A 14,706-nucleotide genomic window follows, 5' to 3' on the forward strand; every position below is an offset into this window, starting at 1 on the left:
GCGTCACCCACGTTTCCGGGGATTCAGCTCTGGGCGTGGCCGACGGGCAACAGCGGTCCGCACTCCCACTGCTGGAAGATCAACCGGGTTTCCACCCGGGCCACTTCGCGCCGTGACGTGAACTCGTCGATCACCAGCCGCTGCAGATCCGCCATGTCCGCGACGGCCACATGCACCAGATAGTCGTCCGGCCCGGTCAGATGGAACACGGTCCGTGCCTCCGGAAGCGCCCGGATCCGCTCCACGAACGGTCCCACCAGCTCCCGGCGGTGCGGCCGGACCTGGACCGACAGCAGAGCCTGGAGCCCGCGCCCCAGTTTGGCCGGATCGAGTCGCAGCTGATGACCGAGGATCACGCCTGCGCGGCGCAGCCGGGTCACCCGGTCCAGGCAGGTCGACGGCGCCACGCCCACCTGCGTGGCCAGATCGCGGTAGGTGGTCCGTGCGTCGTTCTGCAGCAGCCGCAGCAGATGGAGGTCCACCGGATCCAGTACGACAGATTCGGCCATGGCCCGAACGTAGCACGGTGTTCGAATTCGGTGAACCGTTCACTGTTCACCCTTCCGCGCATGGACACACCGCGCACCGGTGCCTACGACGGCGTAGGCACCGCATGGAGAGCTCTTGCCACCGAGGCCGTGCACGCCGGCCGTGACGATCTCGCCCGCCAGGGCCTGCACGCCCCGCCGATCGACCTGTCCACCACCTACCCCTCCTACGACAGCCGTGGTGAGGCCGCCCGCATCGACGCCTTCGCCACCGACGGCGCCGACCCGGCCGGACCGCCCGTCTACGGCCGTCTCGGCAACCCGACCGTCGCCCGCTTCGAGACCGCTCTGGCCCGGCTGGAGGGCACCGAGTCCGCCGTCGCCTTCGCCAGCGGCATGGCGGCGCTCAGCGCGGTCCTGCTGGCCCGGTCCGCCATGGGCCTGCGCCATGTGGTCGCGGTACGGCCCCTGTACGGCTGCAGCGACCACCTCCTCACCGCCGGGCTGCTCGGCACGGAGGTCACCTGGACCGACCCGGCCGGCATCGCCGACGCGCTGCGCCCCGACACCGGCCTGGTGATGGTCGAGTCGCCGGCCAACCCGACCCTCGCCGAGCTCGACCTGCGGGCCGTCGCCCATGCCTGCGGTTCGGTCCCGCTGCTCGCCGACAACACCTTCGCCACGCCCGTGCTGCAACGCCCGGCCGAGCACGGTGCCCGGATGGTGCTGCACAGCGCCACCAAGTACCTGGGCGGCCATGGTGATGTGCTGGCCGGAGTGGTCGCCTGCGACGAGGAGTTCGCGGGCCGGCTTCGGCAGATACGGTTCGCCACGGGGGGAGTGCTGCATCCGCTGGCCGGATATCTGCTGCTGAGGGGTCTGTCCACGCTCCCGGTCCGGGTCCGTGCAGCCTCCGCGAACGCCGCCGAACTGGCCCGCCGGTTCGCCGCCGACCCGCGCGTGGCCCAAGTCCGCTATCCGCGGCTGGGCGGCGCGATGATCGCCTTCGAGGTGCACGGCGATCCGCACGAGGTCATCTCCCGGGTCCGGCTCGTCACCCCGGCGGTGAGCCTCGGCAGCGTCGACACGCTCATCCAGCACCCCGCCTCCATCAGCCACCGCATCGTCGACGCCGACGACCGGCGCGGAGCCGGGGTGAGCGACCGGTTGCTGAGGCTCTCGGTGGGTCTGGAGGACGTGGACGACCTGTGGACGGACCTCGACCAGGCACTGGGGGAGCCGGTCCCGACACCGGCCCCGCTGCGGGAGGCGGTCCCGGCACCGGTCCCGCTGCGGGAGGCGGTGCGCTGAGCGGTGGCGGGCGGTGGGGGCGGTGACCGACGGTGGCGGCCGGTGGCGGGCGGTGGCGGGCGCCGGTGAGCCCGGCCCCGCTGGCCACAACCGTTACGGCGGATGGCCGTCGCGGCGGATTCATGGTGCGGCGGTCTTCGCGGAGCGCCGGGGCTCGACCGCTCGCGCTCGACCAGGGTGGGCGGGGCCCGAGTGCTCTGGGCTCGAGTGTCCAGGGGCAGCGTGCTGGGACCGTACCGGGGTGGGTTCGGTCGCCGGCGGACAACGAGATGGTGGCTGAGAGCCATTGCGACGGAGTCATGGTGCGGCCGTCTTCACAGGGCGCCCGCGCCCGATTCCCGTGCCCGACCCCTTCGCCCGATCCCCGCGCCCCGGCCGCCCGGGGCTGGAGCGCCCGCGCCGGGCCACCCGGGGCGCGACTGCGGGGGCTCGACTGCCCAGGCGCCCGGCCCGCCTGGGGCGCACTCCCGTGGCCCCGCCGCACAGGGCTGGAGCGCTCGGGACCTGAGTGCTCTGGGCCCGACCGCCGATCGCGGTTCCGGTCGCAGCCCCTGGCTCTTGGCCGCGACCCTGACCCCGAGGCCGGCCCGGCCCCGACTGTCGGGCCCGGGCTGCCGCTCCGGCCCGCCCTCCCGTCCTGCCCCGTCGTGCCCCGTCCTGCCCCTCCGGCCCGGCCGCCCCACGTGCCTTGAGGTGCCAGGCCCGGAGCGCGGCGGGCCGAAGGGTGGGCGGGGCCGGGGCGCGGCTCAGTCGTGACGGGCCGGGTCGCCGGCGTGGTGCAGGCCGGTGCCGTGCGGCGAGCGCTGCGCGACCGGTACGGCGTGCAGGCGGGCCGTGATGACCAGCGTGCCCTCCTCGATCTGGTAGTCCAGGGGCAGCCCGAGGCCGCGCATCGCGGCGACCATGCCGGTGTTGGACGCCTGCGTCACGGCGTACACGCTCTCGCAGCCGGCCTCCACGGCCATCGCCACCAGCCGGTCCAGCAGCTCGCCGCCGATGCCGCGCTGCTGCCAGTCGTCCTCGATCAGCAGGGCGACCTCGGTCTCGTCGCCGTCCCACAGCAGATGCCCGAGGCCGACGATCCGGCCGGAGGTGGTCTCCGCGGCCAGGGTGCGGCCGAAGCGGGGGCTGAGCAGGTGGTTCAGATAGCGGTCCGCGTCGCCGACCGGGCCGTGGTAGCGCATGCCCAGGGTGCGCGGCGAGCACCGCTCGTGCATCGCCCGCGCAGCGGGCAGGTCGGAGGTGTCGACCCGGCGGACGGCGATGTCGTTGCCCTCGGGCAGCGTCAGCACGTCCTTGCCGTGCGGGATCCGCGGACCGAGCCGGTTGTCCAGGTCCACCAGAGCCCGGGCCCGCGCGAACTCCGTCGGCGTGAACGGCAGGTACGGCCGTTCCACGGTGAGCACCCCGCCCTCCGGCGCCGGCAGCCGCATCACGGTGTCCTCCAGCACGCCCTCGACCGGCACCGGCTCCGGTCCGTGGCCACCGCCGACCGGTGTGCCGGGCAGCGAGCGGATCGTGCACCGGCCCAGCAACTGGCGCAGCGCCAGCGGCAGTTCGGCGGCGTCCAGCGCCGTGCGCGCGGCCAGCCCGAGCACGCGGGTGGGGGCGTCGACCAGGTCATGGGCGTCGGCTCGCTCGATCCAGGTGGACGCGCCACCGGCCTGCGACACCGCCCGGGTCAGCTCGGCCGCCTCCAGCGCGCCCGGCGCCCGCAGCAGGAACTCGTCCACGGTGCCGTCGGCCAGCGGGTGCGTCTGGAGGCTCAGGATGTCCACGTGCCGTTCGGCCAGTGCCGTGCACAGCACCGCCAGCGAGCCCGGCTCGTCCTTCACGGTGGTCCGCATCCGCCACAGCACGCCGGTGCCGGCCACGTCCTCCTCGGTGGCGTCCGGCTGCTCGGAGGGCCCGGCCGGCCGCGTCTCGACGGCCGGCCGGGCACCGGTATCGTCAGCCGGCGGTGCGTGCCCGTGGCGCCGTGCCCACCAGGTGTGGAAACCGGCCGTCGCCACCAGCGCGAGCGCCGAGACCACCAGCAGCGCGGGACCGTCGGGACCGTGCCCGATCAGGTTCGCCACCGCGTCGGCGACCGCGACGGCCGTGAACAGGGCGGCGAGCTCCACGAGGTCCCTCCGCCAGTGGTGTACGGGACGTCCGTGCTTCGCCCGGGTCACATTCGACATGTCTGCAGTCATGCAGCCACTGTGAAGGAAGGGTGTTGCGTGATCACGAACGGTTTGTGACCGATGGGTAAAGCATGCTCCGTCCCTTTTGTTGGATTTTCTATGGCCGGGTCGTCCGCGCCGCCGGGCTCCCTACTGGCCCACCCGGCCCGGCTGGAGCGTCTGCGTGAACAGCACCGTGCCGTCGTACTCGCGCAGCCGGACCGTCAACTCGCCGCTGTCGCCGTCGATGTCGACCTCGCCGAAGAACTGGTAGCCCTGCGCCGGGGAGACGTTGGAGGCGGTCGGCGCCTTGACGAACACGCGGTCCGGGCCGAACGTGCCGTCCAGCGCGTTGGCCGGGAAGGCGCCCGCGTTGAGCGGTCCGGAGACGAACTCCCAGAACGGCTCGAAGTCCTTGAACGCGGCCCGCGACGGGTCGTAGTGCTGGGCGGAGGTGTGGTGCACGTCGGCCGTCAGCCACACCGTGCCGGTGATCCGCCGGTGCTTGACGAAGCGCAGCAGCTCGGCGATCTGCAGCTCGCGGCCGAGCGGAGCGCCCGGGTCGCCCTGCGCCACCGCCTCGAAGTTCGGCTTGCCCTCGACGGGGTCGGGTACGACGAGGCCGAGCGGCATGTCGTTGGCGATCACCTTCCACACCGCCCGGGACTTCGCCAGCTCCCGCTTGAGCCACTCGAGCTGCTCGCGGCCGAGGATGCCCTGGGGGTCCACGGTCTGGTTGTCGGGGGAGTTGGCGTCGCGGTAGGTGCGCATGTCGAGCACGAACACGTCCAGCAGTGGACCGTGGTGGACGGTGCGGTAGATCCGGCCGTCCGGGCGGCCGCTGATGGTGGAGATCGGGAAGTACTCCGAGAAGGCCTGGCGGGAGCGCAGCGACAGGTCGTCGAGCTTCGTTCCGGCCGGGTAGGGGGTGCCGCTGCCGATGACCTCGCCCGGGTACCAGTTGTTGCGGACCTCGTGGTCGTCCCACTGGATGATGTTCGGCACCTGGGCGTTGAACCGGCGCAGCGCCGAGTCCAGCAGGTTGTAGCGGAAGTTTCCCCGGTAGTCGTCCAGGGTGATGGCGACGTGCGACTTCTCCTCGGTCGTCACGTTCCGGTAGACGCTGCCGTCGGGCAGGGCGGCGGTCGACGAGATCGGACCGTCGGCGTAGATGTTGTCGCCGCTGCACAGGAAGAAGTCCGGATCGACCTTCGCCATGGCGTCGAAGATGCGGTAACCGCCGATCGACTCGTTGATGCCCCAGCCCTGTCCGGCCAGGTCGCCGGACCACACGAACCGCACACCCTGGCGCCGTTTGGCGGGCGCGGTACGGAAGGTGCCGGTCACCGGCTCGCCCGTGCGGCGCGGGTCGTCCGGGTCGGCGAGCAGCACGCGGTAGTGGATCTGCTCGCCGGACGGCAGGCCGTGCAGCCGGGTGGTGCCGGTGAAGTCCGTGCCGGAGCCCAGCAGCGGGCCGTGCCAGGTGCGCGGGTTGCGGAACGACTCGGTGGCCGAGGTCTCCACGATCATCCGGGCCGGCCGGTCCGAACGCACCCATAGCAGGCCGGAGTCGGAGGTCACATCGCCCGCCTGCACGCCCCAGCCCGCCTGGGGGCGCCCGGAACGGGCGAACGCCGGGGCCGCGCCGGGGCCGACGGGCAGGGTGAGGGCCGCCGACGCGGCGAGGGAGCCGCGCAGAACGCTGCGGCGGCCGGGGAACGGACGGTCGGACATGGCTGCGCCTCCGGTGATGGGATCCGGCCAGTGTGCAGAGCCACACCTACTGGGACGCTGCGGCGCGCGCGGAAACCGGAAGTGAACAACGGGCCTTGGGGCGGGACCGACGACGGGCGGCCATGGCCGCGAACACCGCGCCCGCGGCTGGGTGGCGGCGCTCGGTGCATACGGTGCCCCGTGCATGCGGTGTCCGGCGCACCGGGTGCCCGGTGCATGCCGTGTCGGGGCCGTCGGCGGACAGCTTCCCGCCCCCCGGCAGGCACGCGCGCGTACGGCGCGGTCGGTGGGCCCCGTCACCGGCTCGGCATCGTGGCAGGGCCGGGTGCCCTCGGTGCGGCTGGTACCGGTGGCCGGTGCCAGCCGCGTCAGAGAGGCGTGCCAGGCCTGGCGGCCGCGTCCGTCGGCCTGTTCAGCGGCTGCCGTCCAGGATGACCCGTGCGACCAGCGCCGGGTCGTCGTTCATCGGGCAGTGGCCGCAGCCGGGCAGCCGTACCAGCCGGGCGTGCGGGATCAGTTGCTTGGCCCGCACGCCCTGGCGGCGGACGAGGAGCCGGTCCCTGGTGCCCCAGGCCACCGTGACCGGCAGGCCCGGCAGAGCGTCGGTGAACTGCACCCTGACGCCTGCCCGCAGCGTCGCCTCGAACCCGGTGGCACCCACCAGCGCGAGGGTTTCGGCGACCACGGCCTCCGGGGCGCGGCGCGCCGGGCGCGCGTAGATGGTGCTGGTCAGCGCGGTACGGCCGGCCGCCGTACGCGACAGCCGCTCCACCAGCGGCAGCGGAAGCCGCTGGGCGATGCCCCGCATCGCGAGCAGCACCGCGAAGGCGTACCGGCGCTCGGCCTCCGTCCAGAAACCGGCCGGCGACAGCGCCGTGACGGAGCGTACGAGCTTGTCCCGCCCCAGCTCCAGGGCGAGCAGGCCGCCCAACGAGTTGCCCGCGATGTGCGGGCGGTCCAGCTCCAGCGCCTCGAACAGGGCGCCGAGCACGGAGTTGGTGGTCGGCAGGTCGTAGGCGAGGCCGTCCGGCAGGCCCGGTGAGGCGCCGAAGCCCGGCAGGTCGACCGTGATCACGTCGCGCTCGGTGGCGAGGATGTCCACGACCGGGTCCCAGGCCTGCCGGTGATGGCCGATGCCGTGCAGCAGGACCAGAGGTTCGCCGTGCCCCACGCGCGCGTAGGACACGGCCACGTCCTTCGGGCCGTGCGGAGTGGGGACCTTGAAGGAGACGACGGTGGCGGACATGGGGTGCTCCTCGTCTGGTGCTGACGGACGCCATAGACAGTTTGTCAGCAATGGCTACCGGTCGGTAGCCCCCGGTTGGCGTACGTGCTCCGCCAGGGGTCCTCAATCCGCCCGGCGTACCTCGATGTTGAAGTCCGCGGTCCCGAACTGCCGCATCATGGTGAGCCACAGCGGCAGGTACATCTCCGTCGCCCGCGCGGCGCTGATCCCGCCCAGGTCCAGCACCCGCTCCGCCGGCCACCCGAACTCCCCGAGCAGGTCCGTCACCTGCTGCTTGGCCCCTGCGTCCTGACCGCACACGAACAGGTGGTGCGCGCCCGGCACCCGCCGCGGATCCACCATCACCTGGCAGTTGACCGTGTTCAGCGCCTTCACCACGCGCGCGTGCGGGAAGGCCCGCTGGATCTGCTCGCCGACGCTGTCCGACTCCACCGGATCCAGACGCGCCTGGCCGTCCTCGAAAGCCAGGGGATTGGAGACGTCCACCAGGACCTTGCCGTCGAGGTGCTCCGCGCCGGCCGCCCGCAGCGCGTCGAGCGCCACCCGCCCGCCCACCGCGTTGATGACCACCTCGGCCGAGGCGGCCGCCTCCGCGAACGTGCCCGCACGGGCGCGCTCCGCCGCGGCCGTCGCCCACTCCAGCGCCACCGGGTTGTCCTTGACGCGAGACCCGAGGGTGACCTCGTGTCCCAGTTCCACCAGCCTGCCGCCCAGCGTGCGGCCCACCTCGCCCGTGCCCAGCACCGCGTACCGCATCGGCCACCTCCAGGTCACCGACCGCCGACCCCCGGCGGTCCGCGGTCATTGTGATCCGGACCGCTGCCGGACGGGCCGATTCCGGGTGGACACACCCGGCGCGTGTCGGATGGGATGGACCGGTGACCGCCGACGCCGCGACCGACCTCTTCGAAGACCACCGCCCCCTGCTCATGGGGGTCGCCTACCGCATGCTCGGTCGGGTGGCCGACGCCGAGGACGTGGTCCAGGACGCCTGGCTGCGCTGGTCCCGCGCCGACCGCTCGGCGGTCCGTGAACCGCGCGCCTACCTGGTGCGGGTCACCACCCGCCTGGCCATCGACCGGCTGCGCCAGGTGCAGGCGCGCGGCGAGGCGTACGTCGGGCCGTGGCTGCCGGAGCCGTACGTCACCGAGTTCGGCGAAGCCGCCCCGGACGCGGCGGACCGTGCCCTGCTCGCCGACAGCGTCTCCCTCGCCGTGCTGGTCGTCATGGAGTCGCTGTCGCCGCTGGAGCGGGCCGTCTTCGTGCTCAGGGAGGCGTTCGGCTACCCGTACGCCGAGATCGCCGCGCTGCTCGACCGCACCGAGACGGCGGTACGGCAACTCGCCGGACGCGCCCGTCGGCACGTGGACGAACGGAGGCCGCGCTACGACGTCGACCCCGCCCGGCGACGCGAGCTGACCGAACGTTTCCTCGCCGCAGCGGGCGGCGGTGACCTGGACGGGCTCATGTCCCTGCTCGCCCCGGACGTCCGCCTGGTCGGCGACAGCGGTGGCAAGGCCAAGGCGCCGCTGCGGATCCTGCACACCGCCGACAAGGTCGGCCGCTTCCTCATCGGCGTGGCGCAGCAGCAGGTCCAGGCGGCGCCGGCGTACCGCTTCCTGGAGACCAACGCGGGCCCGGCGCTGCTGATCCTGTCCGGCGGCAAGCCCGACAGCCTGGTACAGGTGGACGTCGCCGACGGCCGCGTCACGACCGTGTACGTCGTCCGCAACCCGGACAAGCTGCGGCACCTCGCCGACCGCTGACCCCACGCGCCCCGCGAGCCCCCGTCCCGCGACGGGGGCTTTGCCGCGATGTCACACGCACCGCCACGTACGAACGCCTCGTGAACGCTCCACGGCACGACACCTGTGGGTTGCCGAAGGGGCCGAGGATTGGTCTTGACCAAGGGTGACGGCCGCCCTATGGTCGCAGAGAACTGCAACAACCTTTAATAAACAAGGGCACTAAAAACTGCCGGACCACGGCTCTCGCGGAGGACAGGGTGGGGACCACGCAGCTGGAATCGGTGCCGGAACCGAAGTACTGGCACCTCAAGACCGTGCTGAGCGAAGCACTGGACTCCGAGTTCTCGGTCGGCGAGATCCTGCCCAACGAGCGCGATCTGGCCGCCCGCTTCGGCGTGGCCCGTGCCACGCTCCGCCAGGCCCTCGAACAGCTGGAGCTGGAAGGCCGGCTGCAGCGCCGCCGCGGCGTCGGCACGACCGTCGCACCACCGCGCGTGGGCGTGGCCGTCGGTACCGAACAGCACGCCTGGCCGGGCGCCGCCTCCGACGCCTGGCAGCCTGTCGACTGCGACCAGTCGGCGCCGCCAGCGGCCGTCGCCACGGCCTTGGAGACCGGCGTGGACGAGCCCGTCCACGTCGTGCGCCGCTCCCGGACGTCCCATGGCCAGCCGGTCGCCACCGAGCTGCTCTACGTCCCGGCGGCCTCGGTGCCCGACCTCAGCGCGATCGACGCGCCGTCCGGCTCCTCACGCGCGCGTGCGGTGCTGCGCGAGCTGCAGCACCTGACCCTCGAGGGCCAGGACCGCGCCGTCGAGCTGGGCTCCGCCCGCGCGGACGACGCCAAGGAACTCGACCGGCTCCCCGGTTCCCCCGTCCTCGTCGTTACCACGCGCTTCTTCGCCGGGGGCCGCACCGCGGCGCTGTCCGTCGCGACCTACCGCGCCGACACCTGCCGGCTGACCTTCGGCGACACACCGGACGTGGAAATACACCACGACCCGGAACGCCGGGCTTCCTGACCACGCCGTACCCACCGACGCCGGGCAGAGCCAGTGTGCCGTGCCCGGCCCGGTCAAAGCCGGCGCCGCGTCCCGGACCACGGTCAATGCTCAGCGCCGCGTCACCGTGCCGTCGACGGCGAACAGCTGTTCCTCGACGTGGTCCAGAGCCAGGCGCAGCGCCCCCGTTGCCACGGCCGCCTCACCCAGCAGTGACAGCGTCACCCGAGGCGGCCGCAGGCAGTAGCGGGCCAGTTCGCGGCGCAGTGGTTCCAGGACGCCGTCGAGACCGGCCGCCCATCCGCCGATGACGACCAACTCCGGATCGAGTGCCAGCACCAGCGCGGCCACGTCGTGCACGAGCCGCTGGATGAACCGCTCCACGGCCGCCCGCGCCCGCTGGTCGCCCTCGCGCGCCAGCGCGAACACCTCGGCGACCGCCTGCTCGTCCAGCGGGTGCAACGGCTCGTCGGTGGTGGACAGCAGCGTCTCCGGAGTCGCCTCCCGGCCCAGCAGATGCAGCGCGCCGATCTCCCCGGCCGCCCCGCCGTAGCCGCGGTGCAGCCGACCCCCGATCAGCGAACCCGCTCCCGGGCTCAGCCCGGCCAGCACGAACACCACGTCGTCCGAATCGGTCGCCGCGCCCTTCCAGTGCTCGGCGACGGCCGCCGCGTTGGCGTCGTTCTCCACCAGCACCGGGCACTTGAAGGAACGGCTGAGCCGCTCGCCCAGCCTCAGGCCCGTCCACTGCGGCAGCGCCGTGCTCAGCCGCACCGTCCCGTCGGCCTCCACGATCCCCGGCGTACCCACGCCCACGGCCCGCAGCGAACCGCGGGCGACCCCGGCCCGCCGCAGCAACTCGGCGACCGCGCCGCGCAGCCGGTCGAGCCGCTCGTCCGCCGTGGCCGTCTCGTCGACCTCCTTGGCCTGTGTGCCCAGCACCCGGCCGTCCAGGTCGGACAGCAGTGCGGCGACCCGGTGCGGCCCGATCTCCAGGCCCAGCAGGTGCCCCGCCTCGGCACGGAACCGGAACCGGCGTGCCGGCCGTCCCTGACGGCGCGCGGCGCCCTCGTCGGCCGCCGTCTCCACGACGAGCCCGCCCTCGATGAGCCCTTCGACCACCCCCTCCACGGTCGGCCGGGACAGTCCGGTCACCCGGGTGATCTCGGTGAGTGTCGCGCAGTCCGTGGCACGCAGCGCGTGCAGCACCACCGCGGAGTTGATCCTTCGCAGCAGCGAAGGATCGCCGCCGGTCAGCTGCCCCACCGTCCGTCCTTCCAGCTCGCGGGCGTGTTGGCCGGATCGTACTCGGCCCGGCGCACCCCGGCGAGTGCCGGGTTCCGCATCGGCGGCGGCTCACCTCGTTCGATGCCCTCCAGCAACGGCATACGGACGGGTGTCGCGCCCGGCAGGGGATGGCGCACCTCCAGGGCGAGCGTGCAGGGCTAGCGTGCCGTCGCCGACCGGGATCCCGGCGCGCGGGTCCCAGCAGCGGCACCCCGGACGGCGTCAGGTCCCGGGCGCACCACGCCAGTTCGAAGCACCCGGGGTGGGCCCGGCGGCCCGGGGGGTGGACCCTGCGGCGCAGGGACGCCTGACGGCACGCCAATTGTCAGTGGTGCCCGCTTTACTGGGTCGCATGGACATCGCGAAGTGCCTGACCGTCATCGACGTGCTGTGTGCCCGGGAGTTCCCCACGGCCCACGGCAGGACGGAACACGGCGAGAGCGGGCCCGGCTATCACATAGCCGCCTTACAGACGAGTGGTGACTTCTGGGAGGGCGACGGCACGGAAGGGGAGGGGACGGCGGAGCAGTACGAGGCCGACCGGGACGGCCTCACGGAGCGGCTCAGCAGCCGGTGGGGCCCACCGCAGCGCTTCAGCCTGCGCAGCGTCCTCCTGCGGACGATGGAAGGCGAGGACATCGAGGAGCCCTGGGCCGGGCTGAGCGAGCACGTGCCGGACGTTCACCTGTGGAAGGCCCCCCTGGCGGAGAGATGGTTCGCCCTCGGGGTGTCCCACGGGTACGCGGAGCTTCCGTTCCAGCTCCTCGGCATAGTGACCGAGACCGACCCGCCGTGACCGGCTAGACGGACGCCGCGTCCCGCAGCCGCGCGAACTCCTCCGCCATGGTCGCCGCCGTCCAGTGCGCGTTCAGCCCGCTGGGATTGGGCAGCACCCACACCCGGGTGTCCCCGATGGTCCGCTCCTGCGGTCCGACCCGTGCGGTGCGGTCGCCGAAGGCGGCCCGGTACGCGGTCACCCCGACCACGGCCAGCCACCGCGGCCCCAGCCGGGTCACCTTCTCGGTCAGCAGCCGCCCACCCTCGGCGTACTCCTCGGCGGTCAGCTCGTCGGCCCGCGCGGTCGCCCGCGCCACGACGTTCGTGATGCCCAGTCCGTACGACAGCAGCTCCCGCTGCTCGGCCGGCTCCAGCAGCCTCGGGGTGAAGCCCGACAGGTGCAGCACCGGCCAGAAGCGGTTGCCGGGGCGGGCGAAGTGGTGGCCGGTCGCGGCCGTCATCAGCCCCGGGTTGATGCCGCAGAAGAGCACCCGGAGGCCGTCCGCGACGACGTCCGGTACGAGACGGTCGCGGGCGGCCTCCAGATCCGCCTTGGTGAAGCGGGGTGAGCGGGGCGCGCGGGTCAGAGGATCGCTCCGGGGGTGTAGCCGGCGGCCTCCGGGTGCTGCTTGACGATCTCCTCGATCCGGCCGGCGACGACACCGACCTGGTCGGCGGCGGCACCGGTGAAGGACAGCTTGTCGGCCATCAGCGCGGCCAGCTGGTCGCGGTCGAGGGGCAGACGGCCGTCGGCGGCGAGCTTGTCGAGCAGGTCGTTGCGCTCGGCGCCCTGCTCACGCATCGCGAGCGCGGTGGCGACGGCGTTCTCCTTGATCGCCTCGTGCGCGACCTCGCGGCCCACACCGGCCCGCACCGCGCCCATGAGCACCTTGGTCGTGGCGAGGAACGGAAGGTAGCGGTCCAGCTCACGGGCGACGACGGCCGGGAAGGCGCCGAACTCGTCGAGCACGGTCAGGAACGTCTCCAGCAGTCCGTCCAGTGCGAAGAAGGCGTCCGGCAGCGCGACCCGGCGCACCACCGAGCAGGACACGTCGCCCTCGTTCCACTGGTCGCCCGCCAGCTCGCCGGTCATCGAGGCGTAGCCGCGCAGGATGACCATGAGGCCGTTGACGCGCTCGCAGGAACGGGTGTTCATCTTGTGCGGCATCGCGGAGGAGCCGACCTGGCCCGGCTTGAAGCCCTCGGTGACCAGCTCGTGCCCGGCCATCAGCCGGATCGTCCTGGCCAGCGACGACGGCGCCGCCGCCAGCTGTACGAGCGCGGTGACGACCTCGTAGTCCAGCGAGCGCGGGTAGACCTGGCCGACCGAGGTGAACGCCTGCGAGAAGCCCAGGTGCCCCGCGATCCGCCTCTCCAGCTCGGCGAGCTTGGCCGCGTCGCCGCCGAGCAGGTCGAGCATGTCCTGCGCGGTGCCGACCGGGCCCTTGATGCCGCGCAGCGGGTAGCGGCCGAGCAGCTCCTCGACACGGCCGTGGGCGACCAGCAGCTCGTCGGCGGCGGTCGCGAAGCGCTTGCCGAGGGTCGTGGCCTGCGCGGCCACGTTGTGGGAGCGGCCGGCCATGACCAGCTCGGCGTACTCGCCGGCCAGCTTGCCGAGGCGCGCCAGCACGGCCACCGTACGGTCGCGCATCAGCTCCAGCGAGAGCCGGATCTGCAGCTGCTCGACGTTCTCCGTGAGGTCACGGGAGGTCATGCCCTTGTGCACGTGCTCGTGCCCGGCGAGGTCGTTGAACTCCTCGATCCGCGCCTTCACATCGTGCCGGGTGACCTTCTCACGCTCGGCGATCGAGGCCAGGTCGACGGTGTCGAGGACACGCTCGTAGTCGGCGATCGCCTCGTCCGGCACCTCGATGCCGAGGTCCTTCTGGGCGCGCAGCACGGCGAGCCAGAGCTGCCGCTCCAGCTTCACCTTCTGCTCGGGCGACCAGAGCGTGGCGAGCTCGGTGGAGGCGTAGCGTCCGGCGAGGACGTTCGGGATGCGGGGCTTGGCGGGCGCAGAAGTCACGTGTCCAGATTCTACTGGCGGTTTGTGCAGGCCAACGCCATGCCCCTGTTCGGCGGAAACTACGAGAGAACCGTCACGGGCTACGCCTGAGCCTCGTACGGCAGCAGTTCCGGTCGCTTCGCCGGGCGGCCGTCCCCCGAGGAGCGGCCGGTCAGGCGCCGGCCTATCCACGGCAGCAGGTACTGCCGGGCGAAGCGCACGTCCGCGATCCGGCGGGTCACCCAGCCCGGCGGGAGCGTGGCGGCCATCGGCACATGCCACTCGCTGTCCTCCGGCTCGTACCCGAGGGCCTGCCACACCGCCTCGGCGACCCGGCGGTGCCCCTCCGCCGTGAGATGCAGCCGGTCCACGTCCCACAGCCGGGGGTCGCCGAGCGAGGGCGCCCCGTAGAGGTCGACCACGACCGCGCCGTGCTGTGCGGCCAGTTCGTCCACGCAGGCGAACAGCTCCTCCATGCGCGGCCGGAACCGCTCCAGCACCGGGCCCTGCCGGCCGGGGCTGCGCATCAGCACCAGTTGCCTGCAGGACGGTGCGAGGCGCTCGACGGCCTCGGTCAGCAGGCCCTTCACGCGGCCCATGTCGCACTTGGGCCGCAGGGTGTCGTTGAGCCCGCCGACCAGCGTGACGACGTCGGCGTTCATGGCCGCCGCCGTGCCCACCTGCTCGTCGACGATCTGCCCGATCAGTTTCCCGCGCACGGCCAGGTTGGCGTACCGGAAGCCCGGTGTGCGGGCGGCCATCCGCGTGGCGAGCAGGTCGGCCCAGCCCCGGTAGGAGCCGTCGGGCAGCAGGTCCGACATGCCCTCGGTGAAGGAGTCGCCGACCGCGACCAGGCTGCTGTACGGGGGAGGAGTGGGATTCGTCTGCATGGCGTGAGCGATGGTATCCCGGCTCCATACCCATCGGTCGGTCGGCCCCTGGACCAC

The 14,706-nt window shown here is 72.9% G+C and carries 14 protein-coding genes; 4 read left to right on the top strand and 10 right to left on the bottom strand.

Annotated elements, in window-relative coordinates; translation table 11 throughout:
* Positions 1 to 23: 23 nt before the first annotated feature.
* Entirely contained in the window at positions 24 to 509 is a 486-nt protein-coding gene (locus ACZ7HQ_RS15480; RefSeq protein WP_470989370.1) for an Lrp/AsnC family transcriptional regulator, read from the bottom strand.
* A gap of 60 nt (positions 510 to 569) precedes the next feature.
* Between ACZ7HQ_RS15480 and ACZ7HQ_RS15485 the strand changes: the two genes are divergently transcribed.
* Entirely contained in the window at positions 570 to 1,799 is a 1,230-nt protein-coding gene (locus tag ACZ7HQ_RS15485; RefSeq protein ID WP_470989373.1) for a trans-sulfuration enzyme family protein, read from the top strand.
* Positions 1,800 to 2,545: 746 nt separating this feature from the next.
* Here ACZ7HQ_RS15485 and ACZ7HQ_RS15490 read toward each other — a convergent pair.
* The 4 genes from ACZ7HQ_RS15490 to ACZ7HQ_RS15505 all read right to left on the bottom strand — a co-directional run bounded on the left by ACZ7HQ_RS15490 (position 2,546) and on the right by ACZ7HQ_RS15505 (position 7,700).
* Positions 2,546 to 3,994 carry a GNAT family N-acetyltransferase gene (locus tag ACZ7HQ_RS15490; protein WP_470989376.1) on the bottom strand — a complete coding sequence of 483 codons (1,449 nt, stop codon included), beginning with the start codon at positions 3,992 to 3,994 and terminating at the stop codon, positions 2,546 to 2,548.
* Positions 3,995 to 4,114: 120 nt separating this feature from the next.
* On the bottom strand, positions 4,115 to 5,698 hold the full coding sequence (locus tag ACZ7HQ_RS15495) for an alkaline phosphatase D family protein (RefSeq protein ID WP_470989378.1): 1,584 nt from the start codon (positions 5,696 to 5,698) through the stop codon (positions 4,115 to 4,117).
* A 412-nt stretch (positions 5,699 to 6,110) separates the two neighbouring features.
* Positions 6,111 to 6,944 (bottom strand): alpha/beta fold hydrolase, encoded by an 834-nt coding sequence (locus tag ACZ7HQ_RS15500; protein ID WP_470989381.1) that lies wholly within the window; start codon positions 6,942 to 6,944, stop codon positions 6,111 to 6,113.
* 102 nt (positions 6,945 to 7,046) lie between these two features.
* On the bottom strand, positions 7,047 to 7,700 hold the full coding sequence (locus ACZ7HQ_RS15505) for an NADPH-dependent F420 reductase (protein ID WP_470989384.1): 654 nt from the start codon (positions 7,698 to 7,700) through the stop codon (positions 7,047 to 7,049).
* 122 nt (positions 7,701 to 7,822) lie between these two features.
* On the opposite strand from ACZ7HQ_RS15505, the gene sigJ reads away from it, so the two are divergent.
* Both sigJ and ACZ7HQ_RS15515 read left to right on the top strand, forming a co-directional pair.
* Positions 7,823 to 8,710: an RNA polymerase sigma factor SigJ gene (gene sigJ / locus ACZ7HQ_RS15510; RefSeq protein WP_470989389.1), complete on the top strand. Its 888-nt coding sequence runs from the start codon at positions 7,823 to 7,825 to the stop codon at positions 8,708 to 8,710.
* Positions 8,711 to 8,949: 239 nt separating this feature from the next.
* The gene (locus tag ACZ7HQ_RS15515) at positions 8,950 to 9,711 is read left to right on the top strand and encodes a GntR family transcriptional regulator (RefSeq protein WP_470989392.1); all 762 of its coding nucleotides are present in this window, start codon (positions 8,950 to 8,952) and stop codon (positions 9,709 to 9,711) included.
* Between the two features lie 90 nt (positions 9,712 to 9,801).
* On the opposite strand, the gene ACZ7HQ_RS15520 is transcribed toward ACZ7HQ_RS15515, so the two are convergent.
* Both ACZ7HQ_RS15520 and ACZ7HQ_RS15525 read right to left on the bottom strand, forming a co-directional pair.
* Positions 9,802 to 10,956, bottom strand: a complete 1,155-nt coding sequence (locus tag ACZ7HQ_RS15520) for an ROK family transcriptional regulator (protein ID WP_470989395.1) — start codon at positions 10,954 to 10,956, stop codon at positions 9,802 to 9,804.
* Positions 10,944 to 11,114, bottom strand: a complete 171-nt coding sequence (locus ACZ7HQ_RS15525; RefSeq protein WP_470989398.1) for a hypothetical protein — start codon at positions 11,112 to 11,114, stop codon at positions 10,944 to 10,946. Before ACZ7HQ_RS15525 ends, ACZ7HQ_RS15520 begins: the two co-directional genes overlap by 13 nt.
* Before the next feature lie 215 nt (positions 11,115 to 11,329).
* Here ACZ7HQ_RS15525 and ACZ7HQ_RS15530 point away from each other — a divergent pair, with 215 nt between their 5' ends.
* Positions 11,330 to 11,773 (top strand): hypothetical protein, encoded by a 444-nt coding sequence (locus ACZ7HQ_RS15530; RefSeq protein WP_470989401.1) that lies wholly within the window; start codon positions 11,330 to 11,332, stop codon positions 11,771 to 11,773.
* 4 nt (positions 11,774 to 11,777) lie between these two features.
* Here the strand turns inward: ACZ7HQ_RS15530 and mug are convergent, their stop codons facing one another.
* The 3 genes from mug to ACZ7HQ_RS15545 all read right to left on the bottom strand — a co-directional run bounded on the left by mug (position 11,778) and on the right by ACZ7HQ_RS15545 (position 14,649).
* Positions 11,778 to 12,215 carry a G/U mismatch-specific DNA glycosylase gene (mug, locus tag ACZ7HQ_RS15535; RefSeq protein ID WP_470989403.1) on the bottom strand — a complete coding sequence of 146 codons (438 nt, stop codon included), beginning with the start codon at positions 12,213 to 12,215 and terminating at the stop codon, positions 11,778 to 11,780.
* A 122-nt stretch (positions 12,216 to 12,337) separates the two neighbouring features.
* The gene (gene purB / locus ACZ7HQ_RS15540) at positions 12,338 to 13,780 is read right to left on the bottom strand and encodes an adenylosuccinate lyase (RefSeq protein WP_470989406.1); all 1,443 of its coding nucleotides are present in this window, start codon (positions 13,778 to 13,780) and stop codon (positions 12,338 to 12,340) included.
* 80 nt (positions 13,781 to 13,860) lie between these two features.
* Positions 13,861 to 14,649 (bottom strand): SGNH/GDSL hydrolase family protein, encoded by a 789-nt coding sequence (locus ACZ7HQ_RS15545; RefSeq protein WP_470989409.1) that lies wholly within the window; start codon positions 14,647 to 14,649, stop codon positions 13,861 to 13,863.
* Positions 14,650 to 14,706 lie beyond the last annotated feature (57 nt).

Source organism: Streptomyces sp. NPDC037290 (assembly GCF_055603245.1).